The 16,133-nt window shown below is 69.6% G+C and carries 14 protein-coding genes and 1 tRNA gene; 9 read left to right on the forward strand and 6 right to left on the reverse strand.

Annotation, left to right across the window (positions count from 1 at the left end):
• Positions 1 to 94: 94 nt before the first annotated feature.
• Positions 95 to 253 (reverse strand): hypothetical protein, encoded by a 159-nt coding sequence (locus IGS68_RS00105; RefSeq protein WP_201076328.1) that lies wholly within the window; start codon positions 251 to 253, stop codon positions 95 to 97.
• A gap of 216 nt (positions 254 to 469) precedes the next feature.
• Between IGS68_RS00105 and IGS68_RS00110 the strand changes: the two genes are divergently transcribed.
• The 3 genes from IGS68_RS00110 (at position 470) to IGS68_RS00120 (ending at position 3,565) form a co-directional block, all read left to right on the forward strand.
• Positions 470 to 1,126 (forward strand): hypothetical protein, encoded by a 657-nt coding sequence (locus IGS68_RS00110; protein WP_201076330.1) that lies wholly within the window; start codon positions 470 to 472, stop codon positions 1,124 to 1,126.
• 416 nt (positions 1,127 to 1,542) lie between these two features.
• Positions 1,543 to 1,619: transfer RNA gene (locus IGS68_RS00115), tRNA-Asp, on the forward strand.
• A 206-nt stretch (positions 1,620 to 1,825) separates the two neighbouring features.
• A complete protein-coding gene (locus IGS68_RS00120; protein WP_201076332.1) occupies positions 1,826 to 3,565 on the forward strand; it encodes a hypothetical protein in 1,740 nt (579 codons plus the stop codon).
• 7 nt (positions 3,566 to 3,572) lie between these two features.
• Here IGS68_RS00120 and IGS68_RS00125 read toward each other — a convergent pair whose 3' ends face one another.
• From IGS68_RS00125 to ppa, 4 genes are all read right to left on the reverse strand, one after another.
• The gene (locus IGS68_RS00125; protein ID WP_201076334.1) at positions 3,573 to 4,829 is read right to left on the reverse strand and encodes a DUF445 domain-containing protein; all 1,257 of its coding nucleotides are present in this window, start codon (positions 4,827 to 4,829) and stop codon (positions 3,573 to 3,575) included.
• Positions 4,830 to 4,892: 63 nt separating this feature from the next.
• Entirely contained in the window at positions 4,893 to 7,592 is a 2,700-nt protein-coding gene (locus tag IGS68_RS00130) for a bifunctional acetate--CoA ligase family protein/GNAT family N-acetyltransferase (protein ID WP_201076336.1), read from the reverse strand.
• A 140-nt stretch (positions 7,593 to 7,732) separates the two neighbouring features.
• Positions 7,733 to 8,230: a macro domain-containing protein gene (locus IGS68_RS00135; protein ID WP_201076338.1), complete on the reverse strand. Its 498-nt coding sequence runs from the start codon at positions 8,228 to 8,230 to the stop codon at positions 7,733 to 7,735.
• 23 nt (positions 8,231 to 8,253) lie between these two features.
• On the reverse strand, positions 8,254 to 8,787 hold the full coding sequence (gene ppa / locus IGS68_RS00140; RefSeq protein WP_201076340.1) for an inorganic diphosphatase: 534 nt from the start codon (positions 8,785 to 8,787) through the stop codon (positions 8,254 to 8,256).
• A gap of 272 nt (positions 8,788 to 9,059) precedes the next feature.
• Between ppa and IGS68_RS00145 the strand changes: the two genes are divergently transcribed.
• From IGS68_RS00145 to IGS68_RS00160, 4 genes are all read left to right on the forward strand, one after another.
• Positions 9,060 to 10,883 (forward strand): extracellular solute-binding protein, encoded by a 1,824-nt coding sequence (locus tag IGS68_RS00145; RefSeq protein WP_201076342.1) that lies wholly within the window; start codon positions 9,060 to 9,062, stop codon positions 10,881 to 10,883.
• Between the two features lie 162 nt (positions 10,884 to 11,045).
• Positions 11,046 to 13,052 carry a sensor histidine kinase gene (locus IGS68_RS00150; protein WP_201076344.1) on the forward strand — a complete coding sequence of 669 codons (2,007 nt, stop codon included), beginning with the start codon at positions 11,046 to 11,048 and terminating at the stop codon, positions 13,050 to 13,052.
• A gap of 87 nt (positions 13,053 to 13,139) precedes the next feature.
• Positions 13,140 to 13,574, forward strand: coding sequence for a Fur family transcriptional regulator (locus IGS68_RS00155; protein WP_201076345.1), 435 nt, complete (start codon positions 13,140 to 13,142; stop codon positions 13,572 to 13,574).
• A 42-nt stretch (positions 13,575 to 13,616) separates the two neighbouring features.
• Positions 13,617 to 13,832 carry a hypothetical protein gene (locus IGS68_RS00160; protein WP_201076347.1) on the forward strand — a complete coding sequence of 72 codons (216 nt, stop codon included), beginning with the start codon at positions 13,617 to 13,619 and terminating at the stop codon, positions 13,830 to 13,832.
• Between the two features lie 58 nt (positions 13,833 to 13,890).
• Here IGS68_RS00160 and IGS68_RS00165 read toward each other — a convergent pair whose 3' ends face one another.
• Positions 13,891 to 14,127, reverse strand: coding sequence for a hypothetical protein (locus IGS68_RS00165; protein WP_158043355.1), 237 nt, complete (start codon positions 14,125 to 14,127; stop codon positions 13,891 to 13,893).
• Between the two features lie 232 nt (positions 14,128 to 14,359).
• On the opposite strand from IGS68_RS00165, the gene IGS68_RS00170 reads away from it, so the two are divergent.
• Together IGS68_RS00170 and IGS68_RS00175 are read left to right on the forward strand one after the other, a co-directional pair.
• A complete protein-coding gene (locus tag IGS68_RS00170) occupies positions 14,360 to 14,794 on the forward strand; it encodes an acyl-CoA thioesterase (protein ID WP_201076349.1) in 435 nt (144 codons plus the stop codon).
• 3 nt (positions 14,795 to 14,797) lie between these two features.
• Positions 14,798 to 16,120, forward strand: a complete 1,323-nt coding sequence (locus IGS68_RS00175; RefSeq protein ID WP_201076350.1) for a class I SAM-dependent RNA methyltransferase — start codon at positions 14,798 to 14,800, stop codon at positions 16,118 to 16,120.
• Positions 16,121 to 16,133: the final 13 nt, after the last annotated feature.

Below are 16,133 nucleotides of genomic sequence, written 5' to 3' on the forward strand. Positions count from 1 at the left end.
AGGCCCTCCCGCCCTTCCGGCCGCCAAGCCGGGTCGGCAGGAGGACCCGAACCGCCGCGCGATGCCGCCGGCGGGCGGGAAAGGAAATTTACCGTTACTGCGCAGCGATCAGCAGGATCACCATGTTCGCCGCGGCGGCGGCCACCATGGTCGGTACCAGCCAGGTCGGGTGGGTGACGAACAGGGCGATGATGACCAGCAGGCCGACCAGGGCGAGAACGCCGGCGGCCAGGGGCTTCAGATAGACGTCCATTCCAGGATCTCCGTTACTTGACAGGGCGCGCATGTGGGCTTGTGCGAAAGCTACACGATGCGGTCGCGCGCGGCTGTCCAAACCATGCGCCGGACCGTGCGGCCTGTTGTCACAAGATTGACGGAAATCCGCCCCGGCGCCTCCGCCGGAACCGTCTTTGCCGGGGGCGGTTGATCCAGGATTGACCAACAGTCCTGACTGGAAGGAGCCGATGCCATGGAAGAGGCGCACCTGGTCGCTCTCTACACCCGATTCGATACCGCCCTGCGCGTGATGGACGAACTGGGCGCCGAAGGGTTCGGCGACGGCGCGGTCAACGTCCTGTCGCCCCATGCCGCCGGGCGGCACGGGACGGCGACCGCCGGGGACCTCCCGACGGACCGTCCCGGAAAGCACGACGTCAATGTCTCGGGTCTCGGTCCCCTGGTGGTGATCGGTCCCCTCGCCGAGCGGATCCGCGGCCGGGAACTGATCCAGGTTCTGCATGACCGCGGCATCACCCTGGAGGTCGCCCAGCGCGCCGTGGAGGGACTCCGCCGGGGCGGCTCCATCGTGGTGGTCGAGACCGCCGCCTCGGGCCATGACCGCGCGCTCGCCGTGATCGACCGGCATCGGCCCGGCGGGCTGGAGAGCCTGGGAACCGCCTATCTCGAGCCAGGCTGGAGCCGCGCCGACGAAGTGGCGGGGGCCGAAGGCGTGCTGGAGATCGCGGACGACCGGCTGAACGTCAAGAAGCCGGGAGAGGATGCTTCGGAGTTCCGGTCCCTGGCGCCCGGGCCGGAGGAGTTGCGGGTGGAGAAATCGGGTGGACGCAGTTCGGAAGCCGGCAGCGGCGAACTGCGCGGCAGCCAGCCGGCAGGCCCGGATCGCTGAACGGGGCCGTAACTCCGGCCTGCGAAAGCAGGAACCCCCGCATGCTCTCGAGCAGCGGGGGTTCGGAAGCGGTTAAGAAGTTACCGCAGACCGGTGCAATACCGGATCAAACTTGGTAGCATGTGAAGTGCCGATTTAACGGCAAATTCATGTAATCGCCGGCGGACTCATGGATTTTACTCACCCTCCAATCAATCGGCCATTGGCCTTTCTTCTGGATTTTGGCCGGAGAACCAGCCGCGGAGAAGCTTATCCTGATCTGACGACCTCCTCGTTCTTGCTACACCTTTATGATGTGCCTTTGTCATTGAACTGTCAAGCGGTCGCCGCCGGCGAAAAATGCACGCTTCGCGAAAAAAATGGAAATCGGCTCTGGACAACGCCTCCGCGGGATCGTAGATACGCCTCCCCACGACGCGGGTGTAGCTCAGTTGGTTAGAGCGCCGGCCTGTCACGCCGGAGGCCGCGGGTTCAAGTCCCGTCACTCGCGCCATTCTCCTCCCAGTGAAGTTTTCCGATCAGGAACACCATTGGTCGAGGCACATTCCAGGAACGTTGAAATCTAAAGTGGTATACCAGTGGTCCATGGACTGCTGCGCGGACCACAACCGCCGCTTCCTCTGCTAGGCTCGGCGGACCTGATAACGTCCCAGAACCCCTGCAAAGGGGCAACACCCGGTGTCTTCGTGTTTCGTCTCAATGAACGATAAAAGCATTTCCGTAGGGGTGCGCCCGTTCTGGCCAGGCGGTGGCAGGGGCGAGGCCCTGGACCGCATCCGCGCCGCCCTGATGCTTCCCAACCCTCTGGTGCTGCTCACCGGTTCGCCGGAGGTCGGCAAGACCCGGCTGGTCCGCGAACTGGCGGCCTGGCAGACGGCCCGGGGCACCTTGTGCGCCGTCGTGCCCGATGCCGGCACGGCCATTCGGGAAGCGGCGAGGCTGGCCGGCGGGTCTTTCCGGAAGGCATCGCCGCTGGAGGGAACCCCCGCTTCCGTGCCTCCGGCGCTGCTGGTGGTCGACGGAGCGGATACCCTGGACGGGGCCGCGTTGGAGAGGATCGCATTGCTGACCCGCAGCGGTTCGCTCGCCCTGCTCCTGGCCGGGCGCACCGGCCCGATGGAGATCCTGGTCCGTTCAGCTTCCAGACCGGTGCGAGGCGCGATCACGGCCCGGGTGCATCTGGATCCGCTCGACGACAGGGCGGCCGAGGATTACGTCGCCGCCCTGCTCGCGGACTGCGGCGGCGCGGCCGGTATCGATCCCGACACGGTGCGGCGGATCGTCGCCCGGAGCGGCGGCATACCGGGCGAGATCGAACGCCTGACCGCCGATGCGATCATGCTGGCCCGTGCCAGCCGGGCCGTGCCCGCGGCCGGGACGGTTTCGGACTTCCCGATGTTCCAGCCGCTCGACCTGGTGCCGCCCATGCCGCGGGGAGATCCGTCGCGCTGCCCAGCCGGCGCCCGGCGCTCGATGCAGGACGTCTTCGAGGACCTGCGGACGCGGCCTGCGGCGGCATCCAGGGCCCGCGCTCCGGAGGATCGCGACACCCTTCCCGATCCGCCGGCCTGGGCGCCGCCCTCCATGAGGAACCCCGCTCAGCCGGAACCGCCCCGCGGCCGGACGCTGCCCTGGGCCACCGGCATCGTCCTGGCGGTCGCCGCGACCGCGTTCATCGCGCCCGAACCGCAATACGACGTGCCGACCGTGCATGTTTCCGACAATCCGCACGCCGTCGTCGTCAGCTCGGTCGTTCCGGAACCGGGCGTCGGCATCCGGGCGGCCGAGCCGGCGGTCATGGTGGCCGAGCTCGAAGACGAGCAGCCGTCGCCGGGGGCGCTCCCCACGGCCAGCGACGCGGCGCCCGAACCCGAGCCGATGCCTGCCGAGCCACCGCCCGCCGAGCAGCCGGCGCTCCAGGAACCGGTGATCGAACTGCCGATACCCGAAGAGCCGGTAGTCGAGCTGCCCGCGTTCGAGGAGCCGACGGTCGAGCTGCCGGCACCGCCAGAGGAGCCTGCTCCCTTGCCGCCCGAACTGCAGCCGGCCCTCGCGGAACCGCCGCAGCCGGAGCCTGTCCCGGAGCAGGCACCCGCCACCGTCATCGCCGTCGAGCCACCCCCGGCCCCGCCGCCGGAACCGCCGCCGCCACCGCGGATCACGGCCTCGGTCGAAAAGTCGCTGATGGATCGGGGCGACCGGCTGATGGCGCTGGGCGACGTCGCCTCGGCCCGGCTGCTGTTCGAGACGGCGGCATCCCAGGGCAGCGCCCGGGGCGCGCTGGCCGCCGGCCGGACCCTGGACCCGGCCTATCTCCATTCCCTCGGCGTCCGCGGCGTCGCGGGCGATCCGGAAAGTGCGGCCGCATGGTACCGGCGCGCCGCCGACCTGGGGGAGCCGTCGGCTTCCGCCCTGCTGGAGTCGCTGGGCCGGCGCTGACCCGGCGTCACTCGATCAGCCGGGTTGCCAGGAACAGGGTGGAGCCGACCAGGGCCGCGACGATGGTGCCGGAGATGCGGACATATTGCAGGTCGCTGCCCACCGCCGTCTCGATCCTGTCCGACACCGTCCGGGCGTCCCAGCCATGGACGACCTCGGCGATGAAGCGGCCGATGCCGCGCCGCCAGGGGGCGATCAGGTCCAGCGCCAGCCGCTCGATCGAGGCGTTGAGGCGGGCCCGCATCGCCGGATCCGCCTCCAGCGCGGATCCCAGCGACCTCAGGCCGGTGACCAGCGCCTCGCGCGTCCGGCCGTCGGGCCGTTCCAGGTCGTGCAGGGTGATCCGGCGCACCTCGTCCCACAACCCGCCCAGCCAGGCCTGGATCTCCGGCTGGTCGAGCAGCCGGGCCTTGGCCGCCTCGACCTGGGCGCGGGTGTCGGCGTCGTCCTGGAGGTCCCGGGCCAGGTCCTCGATCGCCAACTCCATCCGGATGCGCATCGGCGAGGCCGGATCGAGCAGTTCCTTCAGGTAGTCGTGCGCTCCGCTGCTCAGGGAACGGGCGACCCGCCGGTCGATCGCCTTGGGGATCCACCAGCCGCTGCGCTGGCCGACCATCGCCTCCAGGCGGCCCTGGTTGCGGTCCACCAGGTCGAGCGCCCAGGCCACCGCGCGTTCCAGCAGGGGCTGGTGCTGGCCGCTGGCGACCAGCACGCCCAGGACCTTGCCGATGACCGGCGCCACCTCGGTCCCGCGCAGCTGCTCGCCCAGCGCCCGGCCGAAGAAGTCGCGCAGCTCGCGGTCCTCGATCGACCGGATCACGCCGGGCATCGTCGCGACCAGCCGGGCTGCCAGGGCCTCCGCCGTGCCGGGCGCGTTCAGCCAGCGCACCAGCCGCGCCGCTGGATCGACCGAGCGGAGTTTCGCCACCACCAGCGACGGCTCCAGGAAATTGCGCTCGACGAAGCTGCCGAGCCCGTCGCCGATGCGGTCCTTGTTGGACGGGATGATCGCGGTGTGCGGGATCGGCAGGCCCAGGGGCCGGCGGAACAGCGCGGTCACCGCGAACCAGTCCGCCAGCGCCCCGACGATCGCCGCCTCCGACGCGGCGCGCAGCAGCAGGGTCCAGAATCCCGGCTCCGGCACGAAGCGCAAGGCCACGAACAGGCTGGCCGCGAACAGCAGGAGCCCGGTGGCCAGCCTCCTGTTGCGCCGGAGCAGGCGGCGCTGGCCCGCCTCGTGGTCCGTATCCGTTTGGTCGGTCAAGTTACCTCCGCGTCGGCTCTCCAACGCGGAGGGCCGAGGGAGGTTCCCCGCGGGAGCGGCCGGTCAGGTCTTGCCGGCGGGCTCGGCCAGGGAAATGCGGACCTCCACCACCCCCGGCTCGTCGCGGTTCTCCCGCCGGGTGAAGCCCAGCTCGTGGCACATCGCCAGCATGGTGGTGTTCTCGCGCAGGACTTCGCCGAACACCTCGCCGATGCCGCGGGAGCGGGCATACTCGATGATCTGGGTCATCAGGACATAGCCCAGCCCCTTGCCCTTCATGTCGCTGCGGACCATCACGGCGTATTCCGCCTTCTGGTTGTCCGGGTCGGCGGCGATGCGGACGATGCCGTAGAGCTCGTCCTGGCCGTCTGCCATCTGAGCCACGGCGACCAGGGCCATCTCCCGGTCGTAGTCGATCTGGGTCAGCTTGGCGGCCATCTGGTGCGACAGGCGCTTCATCGGCGCGAAGAAGCGCAGGCGGATGTCCTCGGGGGTCATGCGCTCGAACATCCGGTGGATGATCGGCTCGTCCTCGGGCCGGATCGGGCGCAGCAGGAACTCCCGCCCGTCGTTGAGCTTGACCCGCTTCTCCAGCTTCTTGGGGTAGGGCCGGATCGCGAGCCGCCGGGATCCCGGGACGAGGGCCGGCACTGCCACCTTGATGCGGGCGTCGAGCGCCAGCACGCCGGTGTCGTCGGCCAGCAGCGGGTTGATGTCCAGCTCGACGATCTCGGCGATGTCGGTGACCAGCTGGCTGACCTTGATCAGGGTCAGCGCCACCTGGTCGTTCGCGGCGGGCGGACGGTCGCGGTAGCCCTGGAGCAGCTTCCAGACCCGGGTGCGCGACATCATCTCGCGCGCCAGGTTGGTGTTGAGCGGCGGCAGTCCCAGCGCCTTGTCCTGGACCACCTCGACCGAGGTGCCGCCCTGGCCGAACAGCAGTACCGGCCCGAACAGCGGGTCGTCGGCGACGCCCACGATCAGCTCGTGGGCGCCGGGCTTGCTCGCCATGGCCTGGACGGTGAAGCCCTCGATGACGGCGTCGGGCCGCAGCGCCCGGACCCGCTCCAGCATGGCGACGGCCTTGGCGCGGACCTCCTCCGGCGTCTTGATGTGGAGCTGGACGCCGCCGATGTCGGACTTGTGGATGATGTCCACGGACAGGATCTTGAGCGCCACCGGCTTGCCGATGCGGCGCGCGGCTTCCGCCGCCTCGTCCGGGGTGCCGGCCTTCAGCGTCTCGACCACCGGGATGCCGTAGGCCTCCAGCACGTGCTTGGCCTCGAACTCGCTGAGCCAGCCCCTGCCGTCCGCGATCGCCGCGTCGATCACGGCGCGCGCCGCCTTCTCGTCGACCTGGAACTGCTCGGGCGTGCTGGCCGGCGTCTCCATCAGCAGTTCCTGGTTCTTGCGGTAGCGGACCAGGTGCATGAAGGCGCGGACCGCCTTGCTCGGCGTCTCGTAGGTCGGGATCCGGCTGGAGGCGAACAGGTGCCGGGCCTCCTGCGCGGAGGAGTCGCCCAGCCAGCTGGTCAGGACCGGATGCTTGCGGCCCTTCAGGGACTCGATCACGGCGCGCGCCGATTCGGCCCCGTCGGCGACCGCGACCGGGCAGTTGATCACCAGGACGGCGTCATGGTTGCGGTCGCCGACCAGGGCCGAGAGCGTGTCGGCATAGCGCTTGCCGGAGGCGTCGCCGATGATGTCGATCGGGTTGCCGCGGCTCCAGGTCGGCGGCAGGACGGCGTCGAGCTTCGCCATGACCGCCTCGTCGATCCCGGCGAGGCAGCCGCCCTCCTCGATCAGGGTATCGGTCGCCATCACGCCGATGCCGCCGCCGTTGGTCACGATCGCCAGCCGGTCGCCGGTGATCTGCACGCCCATGGCCAGCGTCTCGACGGCGTCGAACAGCTCGTCCAGCTCGACCACCCGCAGCATGCCGGCGCGCCGGAAGGCCGCGTCGTAGACGTCGTCATGGCCGGCCAGCGCGCCGGTATGGGAGCTGGCGGCCTTCGCCGCCTCGTCGGTCCGGCCCGAGCGGATCACGATGACCGGCTTCTGGCGCGCCGCGGCTCGGGCCGCCGACATGAACTTGCGGGCGTGGGTGATCGCCTCGACATAGAGGCAGATGGCGCGGGTGTTGTGGTCGGCCGCCATGTAGTCGAGCAGGTCGCCGAAATCCACGTCGGCCATGCCGCCCAGCGAGATCAGGTGGCTGAAGCCGACGTTGCGGCTGGTCGCCCAGTCCGCGATCGAGGTCACGACGGCGCCGGACTGGGCGATCAGCGCGATGTCGCCCCTGATGGGATTCACATGGGCGAAGCTGGCGTTGATGCCGCGCCCGGGCACCATGACGCCCAGGCAGTTCGGCCCGGCGATCCGCATCAGGTGGGGCCGCGCCGCGTCCAGGACGCGCTGCTGGAGGGCCTTGCCCTCCGGCCCCAGCTCGCCGAAGCCGGCGGTGATGATGATCGCCGCCTTGGTGCCGCGCTCGCCCAGCCGGCGGACCAGGTCGGGGACCGTGTCGGGCGGCGTGCAGATCACCGCGAGGTCCGGCGTGATCGGCAGCGACTCGACCGTGGGATAGCACAGAACGCCCTCGATCGACCGCTCGTGCGGGTTGACCGGCATCACCGGCCCGTCGAAACCGGCGTTGAACAGGTTCCGGGCCACCACGGCGCCGATGGATTTCGGCTGGCGGCTGGCACCGACCAGGGCGATCGACGTGGGCTTCAGCAGGGAGTCGAGATTGCGAACGGTCATGGCCGGTCCCGGATCGTGATCAAGCCATCCGGCCCCGGTGCCGACAACCGGCCGGCGGGACGGAGGTCTCTTTGATGGGCGGCACCATACCCGTGCGGGATCATCCCGACAATTCAAGCTTCCCGGATGCGGGTGCGGTATTACGCCCCAAGCAGCTCCCGGTAGAGGCCGGCGGTGGCCTCGTCGAAGCAGACGAACCGGACTTCGGCGATGCCGGGCAGGCCGGACAGCGTGTCCAGCACGGTATCGACCGCGATGCGCGCCGCGCGGTCGGGGGGAAACCCGTAGATGCCGGTGCTGATGGCCGGAAAGGCGATGGTCGCGAGGCCGTGGCGGTCCGCCAGCAGCAGGGCCGAACGGTAGCAGCCGGCCAGCGCCTCGTCCTCCCCGGCGGAGCCGCCGCGCCAGACCGGCCCGACGCAGTGGATCAGCCTGGATGCGGGAAGACCGTAGGCGCCGCTGATCCGGCACTCGCCGGTGGGGCAGCCGCCGATGCCGTCCAGCTCGCGCTGGAGGTCGGGGCCGGCCGCACGGTGGATCGCGCCGTCGACGCCGCCGCCGCGCTTGAGCGCGCCGTTGGCGGCATTGACGATCGCGTCCACCCGGCAGAGGGTGATGTCGCCCCGCAGGACGCTCACCCGGCCGGTCGCCCGGGATCCGGTCACCCTTCGGCGTTGTACTTGTCGATCGAGTGCTGGATGATCTTGGCGGCCTCCTCGGCGTCGCCCCAGCGCTTGATCTTGACCCACTTGCCCTTCTCCAGGTCCTTGTAGTGCTGGAAGAAGTGGGCGATCTGGTCGAGCAGGATCTCGGGCAGGTCCTTGTAGGACTTCACGTCGCTGTAGAACGGGTGCAGCTTGTTGACCGGAACCGCGAGGACCTTCTCGTCCTGGCCGGCCTCGTCCTCCATGATCAGCACGCCGATCGGCCGCGACCGCAGGACGGCGCCCGGCTGGATCGGCCGGCGGCCGACCACCAGCATGTCGCACGGATCGCCGTCGTCGGACAGGGTGTGCGGAATGAAACCGTAGTTGCACGGATAATACATCGCGGTGTGCAGGAAACGGTCCACGAACAGCGCGCCGCTTTCCTTGTCGACCTCATACTTGATCGGCTCGCCGCCCATCGGGATTTCGATGATGACGTTGACGTCCCACGGTGCGTCGTTGCCCACTGGGATCTTCGAGATATCCATGAACTTTTCCCTCGGTTCCGATCGGTTGCGCCGGTTCGGCGCGGCCCCGACCGCGCCGGCTCTTCCGCCAGGCTTCTGGCACCGGGCCTCTGGCGCGTGCCGGAGTTTAGCGTAGAGACCATAAACCGGCCATACTTGCAAATAGGCGCATCGTCACGGCTCCTATTGGTCGCACCCCTTGAGTGCTGCTTCGTTGGTGGCCTCCCTTCGGGGGAGCCCGCCCGTTCGATCCGGCTTGCGCGCAGGCGGCCGGATGCCGACACTCGCCATCCATGTACGGAATTCCGATCCGCCGCCTGCTGGCGGCCCTGCTCGTCCCGGCCCTCCTTGCCGCCGGCCCCGCCGCCGCGGACGAGCCGCGCCCGGCCCATGCCGTCGCCATGCACGGCGAGCCGCGCTACCCCGCCGGTTTCGATCACTTCGACTACGCCGATCCCGCAGCGCCCCGGGGAGGCGTCTTCCGCAACGCCGCCGGGGGCACCTTCGACACGCTCAACCCCTTCATCGTGCGCGGGCGCGCGGCGCTGGGGCTGGGCTACGTGACGGAAAGCCTGATGCAGCGCAGCTGGGACGAGCCGTTCTCGCTCTACGGGCTGATCGCCGAGTCGATCACGGTGCCGGACGACCGTTCGTGGGTCGAGTTCACCCTGAACCCGTCGGCGCGCTGGCACGACGGCGTGCCGATCACGCCGGCCGACGTGCTGTTCTCGTGGCGCACGCTGCGCGACCACGGCCGTCCGAATCACCGCAGCTACTACGGGCGGGTGTCCCACGCCGCCCGGACCGGCGAGCGGAGCGTGCGGTTCACCTTCGCCCGGAATCCCGGGGATGCCGGCGGCATGGACCGGGAGATGGCGCTGATCATGGGCCTGATGCCGATCCTGCCGGAGCATTACTGGAAGGGCCGCGAGTTCGACCGGACCACGCTGGAGCCGCCGCTGGGCAGCGGACCGTACCGGGTCGCCCGGTTCGAGCCGGGCCGCACGATCGCTTACGAGCGGATGCCGGATTACTGGGGCCGCGACCTCGGCGTCAACCGGGGGCAGTACAATTTCGACGAGATCCGTTACGACTATTACCGCGACGACGGCGTGGCGCTGGAGGCTTTCAAGGCCGGAGCCTACGATTTCCGGCGCGAGACCGATCCGGCCAAATGGGCCACCGGCTATGACTTCCCGGCCGCGCGCGACGGCCGGGTCACGCTGGAGCGGCTGCCCCACGGCAGGCCGGAGCCGATGCGCGGCCTGATCTTCAATACCCGACGCCCCTGGTTCGCGGACCCGAAGGTGCGGGAGGCACTGGGCTTCGCGCTGGACTTCGAGTGGATCAACCGGACGCTGTTCCACGGCGCCTACCGGCGCACGGCCAGCTACTATCCGAATTCCGAACTGGCGGCGGCCGGTCCGCCCGGCCCGGCGGAGCTGGCGGTGATGGAACCGTTGCGCGGCCATCTGCCCGCCGAGGCGTTCGGGCCGGCCCATGTCCCGCCCGCGACCGACGGAAGCGGGCCGACGGGATTGCGCGCCAACCTGCGCCGGGGCCAGGAACTGCTGGCGGAGGCCGGCTGGACCGTCCGGGATGGCCGCCTGGTCGACACAGGAGGCGTCGCGATGGAGTTCGAGATCCTGCTGGTGTCGCCCGGGGACGAGAAGGTGGCGCTGGAATTCGCCAGGGCGCTGCGACGCATCGGGGTCTCGGCGCGTGTCCGCACGGTCGACAGCGCCCAGTACCAGGCCCGGCTGGAGTCCTTCGATTTCGACATGACGCTGAACCGCTGGACCTCCACCCTGTCGCCGGGCAACGAGCAGCTCTATTATTGGGGCAGCGACGCCGCCGGCCAGGAGGGCAGCCGGAACTATGCCGGCATCCGCAGCCCGGCGATCGACGCGCTGGCGCGCGGGTTGGGCATGGCCCGGGACCGGGCGGACCTGGTCGCCCGGGTCCGCGCGCTGGACCGGGCGCTGACTTGGGGACATTATGCCGTTCCGCTCTACCACCTGCCGGACGACCGGGTCGCCTACTGGTTCCGGCTCCGCAGGCCGGCGATCACTCCGGTCTACGGCATGGTGATCGATGCCTGGTGGATGGGGGAGTAGGGCCATCCCGGGCGTGTCGCGGCCCCGGGTTCCGGGGTCTGACGAACTACCGACTGTCGTCGTTGGGTCAAACCGGATAAGAGTTGCCTTTTGGCCCCGCAGACGTCGTCCGCAGCCGCTCCCGCCCCGGCGGACCCGGGCCGATTCGAGTTCAAGCCCGCCATGAAGCAGCGTCTCCAAGTCGTCGTCCTCGCCACGGCCGTCCTGCTGCCGCTCCTGGCATTTTCCAGCGCCATGGTCGTGCTGTTCGACCGTCAGCAGAAGGAGACGGTGGAGAACATGCTCAACCATGCCGCCGCGGCACTCGAGGATGCGCTGGAACGGGAACTCGTGTCCAACATCGCGGGGCTGGAGTCGCTGGCGACATCGATCCATCTCGACGACAACGACATCGTCAATTTCGCGGTGGTGGCGCGACGGTTGCTGGAAAGCCGGGCGAACTGGCTGTCCCTGCGGCTGCTGCGCGCCGGCGACGGGACTCCGCTGCTCACCCTGCCCGCCGACGGCGGGAACGCGGATGCGACCACCACTCCCCCGCCGGCCGGCATGGTTCTCGATGCCCTGACGGCAAGATTGCCGATGGTGAGCGAGGTCAGGCATGACTCGCGGGGCGAGCCCTTCGTGTCGATCGTGGTCCCGGTGCTGCGGGACGGCACGGCCGTCTATGCCCTATCGGCCGCGTTGCGCAGCCGGGCGCTCAGCGCGGCGCTGGGCGGTCCGAAGATGCCGGCGGGCTGGTTCGGTGCCGCCCTCGACGCCGACCGGGTGATCCTCGCCCGGACCCGCAGGCAGGAGGAGTTCGTCGGGAAGCCGGTGACCGAGTCGCTGCGCCAGAGAATCGACCGGGGCGACAAAAGCTTCTTCTTCGCCCGCAACAAGGAGGGCGAGGAGGTCTATACCGCTTTCGCCACGTCGCCGCTGACCGGCTGGACCGTGGTGGTGGGTGCCCCCGGAGAGACGGTGGCCGGTCCCATGCGCCGGTCCCTGATGGCCGTGACCGGTGGCGGCCTGCTTGCGCTGGCCGCCACCGTCTGGTTGGGCGCCCTGCTGGTCGGCAATGCCAGCCGCCGGCATGCCATGGAGCGCAGGCTGCTGGCGCTGGAAGGCGAGCGGATGGCCGAACGGCGGCTCGCCGACGTGGCGGCCAACCTGCCCGGCGTGATTTTCCGGCGTGTCCGCGATCCCGACGGCAAGGTACGCTATCCCTACCTGAGCGCCGGGCTGAACAACCTCGCCGGCGGGATGCCGGAAGCGCCGCCGGGGGCCGACGAGCTGGAGATGCTGATCCATCCCGAGGACCGCGACGGCTGGCGGGAGATCTTCCGGCCGGCCGATGGTGGCCGCCAAGCCCCGGCTCCCGAGAAGACGCCGCTGGAACCCCGGCACCTGGAGGCCAGGATCGGACCCGGCGCCGGCCCGGTCCGGTGGGTCCGCGTCATGGCGCGCCCCGTGCTGACCGGCGACAACGAGACGGCCTGGGACGGCGTCGCCCTGGACGTTACCGACCTGAAGGAAGCCCAGCATCGGCTGGCCACCTCGCTGGCCGAGAGCCAGGAGCTGCTGCAGGAGGTGCATCATCGGGTCAAGAACAACCTCCAGGTGGTTTGGAGCTTGATCCAGCTCGAGGCGATGCAGATCGAGGATCAGGAGGCCCGCGACCGGATGGAGATCATCGGGCAGCGGATCGGCGTCATGGGCAGGATCCATGAGCAGGTCTATGCCTCGAAGGAGTTCTCGCGGATCGACTTCGGACGCCAGCTGAGCGCGCTGTGCGACGCGCTGGCCCGCACCTTCGGCAATCCTCCCGGGGTCAACCTGGAAGTCGCCGGGGACGCCTTGTTCTGCCATCTCGACACCGCCATTCCCCTGGGGCTGATCGCCAACGAGCTGGTGGCGAACGCGTTCAAGCATGCTTTCCCGGAGGGGGCCGGGACGATCCGGGTCAGCCTGCGCGCCCGGGGCGACGAGGCCGTGCTCGAGGTTTCGGACGACGGCGTCGGCATGTCCGGCGCCAATACCGATCGCGGCCTCGGTCTTCGGCTCATCAAGGGGCTGCTCAGGCAGATCGGGGCGACCATGCAAACCGGACCCGGGACCGCCGATGCCGGTGGCGGAAAAGGGGGGACCCGTGTCACAATCTCGATCCCGGGACCCTGGTATGCCCGATGACGGAAAAAATTTTGTCGAACGGACAGGCGAACCCACTTTAGAAACAGTTTAGTCTAGAGCGCTAGTCCGCAGAAAATCGAGGAACCCATGCCCACGCGCCTGGAAGAACTGTGCGTCCAGAAAGGTCTGAAGATGACGGAGCAGCGCCGGGTGATCTCCCGGGTGCTTTCCGAATCGACCGACCATCCCGATGTCGAGCAGGTGTACCGCCGTGCCGTCGAGATCGATCCCAAGATCAGCATCGCCACCGTCTATCGGACCGTGCGCCTGTTCGAAGAGGCGAACGTCATCGAGCGGCTGGATTTCGGCGACGGCCGGTCACGGTTCGAGGAGAACCGGGAGGAACATCACCACCACCTGATCGATCTCCAGTCCGGCGAGGTGATCGAGTTCGTCAACGAGGAGATCGAGCGGCTGAAGGAGCGGATCGCCCGCGATCTCGGGTACGAGCTGATCGGCCACCGGCTGGAGCTCTACGGTGTCCCGGCGAACCGGACCTCCAAGCCCGGCGGCGACAAGTAACACCGACTCCAGCGATTTTCAGGCAGTGATTCCCAGGCGCACATGACAAGTATTCCGCCCGCAGGATCCGGCGGAGAGGCGGCGGCCTGCATGCCGGCGGTCGTCCGGGCCTATCGGGAGCTTCGTGGAAAAGGGCAGCCCGACCGCTTCGCGTTCGAAGCCGCCCTGACCATCTATCTCTGGCATTGTCCGCTGGTTCCGACTCTGGAAGCGAGCCAGATCGTCGCCGGCTGGGTCCGGGAAAGCGTCACGCACTAGGGGCGCCGGGCTTCAGGCGCACCCCGTCCCGGACATGGCGGGAGCCGCGCCGCGCCGGTCAGTCCTCTTCCTCGGCATCCTGCTCGATCTGGCTGGCCAGGTCGCGCAGCATGTCAACCACATCGGCGTGGCTGGTCTCCTCCACGGCCTGGTTGACCGCGGCCTCGATCATGGCGACGGCGACATAGGAGGACAGCGGCCCGCCTTCCTTCATCGCCGCCTCCAGGTGCTTCTCGGCGATGTCGAGCGCCTTGTCGAACATGGCTTCGGCAGGGCTGTTGTTCTGGTCGGTCATTTCGGGTCCCCTTGGGGCATGATGGTCGCGTCTGGTGATGGGTCGATGTGCGAGCTATAGCATTCCGGATCGAAAGGCGCGTGGCAAATATGCCCCGCGCCGCAGCACCGGCCTTCCCCTTGCGATAACGAACGAGAACCCGCTTTGCTGCATCCGGGAGCATGGCCGGAGCGGAAGCGGTCTCGGCATGTGAGGATCCGGGCCTGGACTTTGACAGACAGGGATGAACGATATGGCAGATACGGAAACTCCGGAAACGACCAGCCCGGCCTCCTACCGGTACTGGATCGACGAGACCGTCCGCTTCGCGGACCTGGACCCCGTCGGGCACGTCAACAACGCCGCCATCAGCACCTATTTCGAGAGCGCCCGGGTGGCGTTGTTCCATGATTCCGGCAATTCGCCTGTCTCGGGTCCGCGCTCGGTCGTGATCGCGCGGCTCACCATCGATTTCCGGGCCGAGCTGCACTATCCCGACCGGATCCGGATCGGCCTGCGGGTGACCCGGTTCGGCCGTTCGTCGCTGACCCTGGCAGGTGCCGTGTTCCGGGGCGACACCTGCATCGCGACCAGCGAGGCGATCTGCGTGATCATCGACGTGGCGGAGCGCCGTTCGGTCGAAATCCCGGCCGATGTCCGCACGCGCCTGACCGAGCTGGCCGGCTGAGCCATGGCACGCCGACCGCAGCAGCGGCATCGCCGCAGGAGGGCCGCATCCGCCTCCGGCGCTCCCGTCCTGCTCGAGATCCGGGAAATCGGCGCGCGGGGCGACGGCCTCGCCGAGCATGACGGACGCCGGGTCTATGTGCCGCTGACGGTGGCCGGCGACCGCGTCCGCGCCGCGCTCGGCGAGCCGCGGGGCGACGGCGTCGCCGCTACCCTGCTGGAGGTGACGGAACCCGGACCGGACCGCGCGGCGCCGCCTTGCCGGCATTTCGGCACCTGCGGCGGCTGCGCGCTCCAGCATGTCGGGGATCAGGCCTACGGTGCCTGGAAGCGCGCCCAGGTGTCGTCCGCGCTGGCCCGGGCCGGGCTTGCCGGCGCCGAGGTCGCTCCGACCGTCCGGACCCCCGCGGCGAGCCGCCGGCGCGCCACGTTCGCGGCAACCAGGCGGGGAAGCCGATGCGTCCTGGGCTTCAACGAAAGGTCGAGCCACCGGATCTCGGCGGTGACCGGTTGCCTGGTGGTCGAGCCGGCGATCCTGGAGCTGCTGGCTCCGCTGGAGGCCCTTGCCTGCGCCATCCTGCAGGACGGCGAATCGGCCGATATTTCCGTGGCGGTGCTGGACGGCGGCATCGACCTGGTTCTGACCGGCTGTCCGGAACCCGGGCTGGACGCGCGGGAACGCATGGCCGCCTTCGCGGAGACCCATGACATCGGCCGGCTGTCGTGGCGCCGTTCCGCCGCGGCCCCGGCGGAACCGGTCGCCGCCCGCCGCGCGCTCCATGCCCGGTTCGGCGGGGTCGCCGTCCCGGTGGAGCCCGGAGCCTTCCTGCAGGCGAGTGCCGCCGGCGAAGCGGCGCTGGTCGAGGCGGTGCTGGCAGGGGTCGGGGCCGCAGCCCGCGTCGCCGACCTGTTCGCGGGGCTCGGCACCTTCAGCTTCCCCATTGCCTCGCGACCCGTCCCGGAGACCGCCGTCCACGCGGTCGAGGGCGATGCCTCGGCGCACGCGGCGCTGGGTGCCGCCGGCCGGGGGCGGGCGGGCGTGACGGCGGAGCGCCGCGACCTCTTCGCCGACCCGCTGAGCGCCGACGAACTTTCCCGCTTCGATGCGGTGATCTTCGACCCGCCGCGCGCCGGCGCCCGTGCCCAGTCGGTCCAGCTCGCCGGGTCGGCCGTCCCCACGGTGGTCGGCGTGTCCTGCAACCCCGCGACGTTCGCGCGCGACGCCCGGACGCTCGTCGACGGCGGCTATCGCCTGGAACGGGTCACGCCGATCGACCAGTTCCTCTGGTCGTCCCACGTCGAACTCGTCGGGGTGTTCCGGCGGTAGGGCAACCGTTTCA

It is taken from the genome of Skermanella sp. TT6, from assembly GCF_016653635.2.
Lineage (GTDB): Bacteria > Pseudomonadota > Alphaproteobacteria > Azospirillales > Azospirillaceae > Skermanella > Skermanella cutis.

Excerpts from the sequence above, each read along its gene's own strand:
- IGS68_RS00105 (WP_201076328.1), bottom strand. The coding sequence starts at position 253 with ATGGACGTCTATCTGAAGCCCCTGGCCGCCGGCGTTCTCGCCCTGGTC.
- IGS68_RS00110 (WP_201076330.1), top strand. The coding sequence starts at position 470 with ATGGAAGAGGCGCACCTGGTCGCTCTCTACACCCGATTCGATACCGCC.
- IGS68_RS00120 (WP_201076332.1), top strand. The coding sequence starts at position 1,826 with ATGAACGATAAAAGCATTTCCGTAGGGGTGCGCCCGTTCTGGCCAGGC.
- IGS68_RS00130 (WP_201076336.1), bottom strand. The coding sequence starts at position 7,592 with ATGACCGTTCGCAATCTCGACTCCCTGCTGAAGCCCACGTCGATCGCC.
- ppa (WP_201076340.1), bottom strand. The coding sequence starts at position 8,787 with ATGGATATCTCGAAGATCCCAGTGGGCAACGACGCACCGTGGGACGTC.
- IGS68_RS00145 (WP_201076342.1), top strand. The coding sequence starts at position 9,060 with ATGTACGGAATTCCGATCCGCCGCCTGCTGGCGGCCCTGCTCGTCCCG.
- IGS68_RS00150 (WP_201076344.1), top strand. The coding sequence starts at position 11,046 with ATGAAGCAGCGTCTCCAAGTCGTCGTCCTCGCCACGGCCGTCCTGCTG.
- IGS68_RS00155 (WP_201076345.1), top strand. The coding sequence starts at position 13,140 with ATGCCCACGCGCCTGGAAGAACTGTGCGTCCAGAAAGGTCTGAAGATG.
- IGS68_RS00160 (WP_201076347.1), top strand. The coding sequence starts at position 13,617 with ATGACAAGTATTCCGCCCGCAGGATCCGGCGGAGAGGCGGCGGCCTGC.
- IGS68_RS00165 (WP_158043355.1), bottom strand. The coding sequence starts at position 14,127 with ATGACCGACCAGAACAACAGCCCTGCCGAAGCCATGTTCGACAAGGCG.
- IGS68_RS00170 (WP_201076349.1), top strand. The coding sequence starts at position 14,360 with ATGGCAGATACGGAAACTCCGGAAACGACCAGCCCGGCCTCCTACCGG.
- IGS68_RS00175 (WP_201076350.1), top strand. The coding sequence starts at position 14,798 with ATGGCACGCCGACCGCAGCAGCGGCATCGCCGCAGGAGGGCCGCATCC.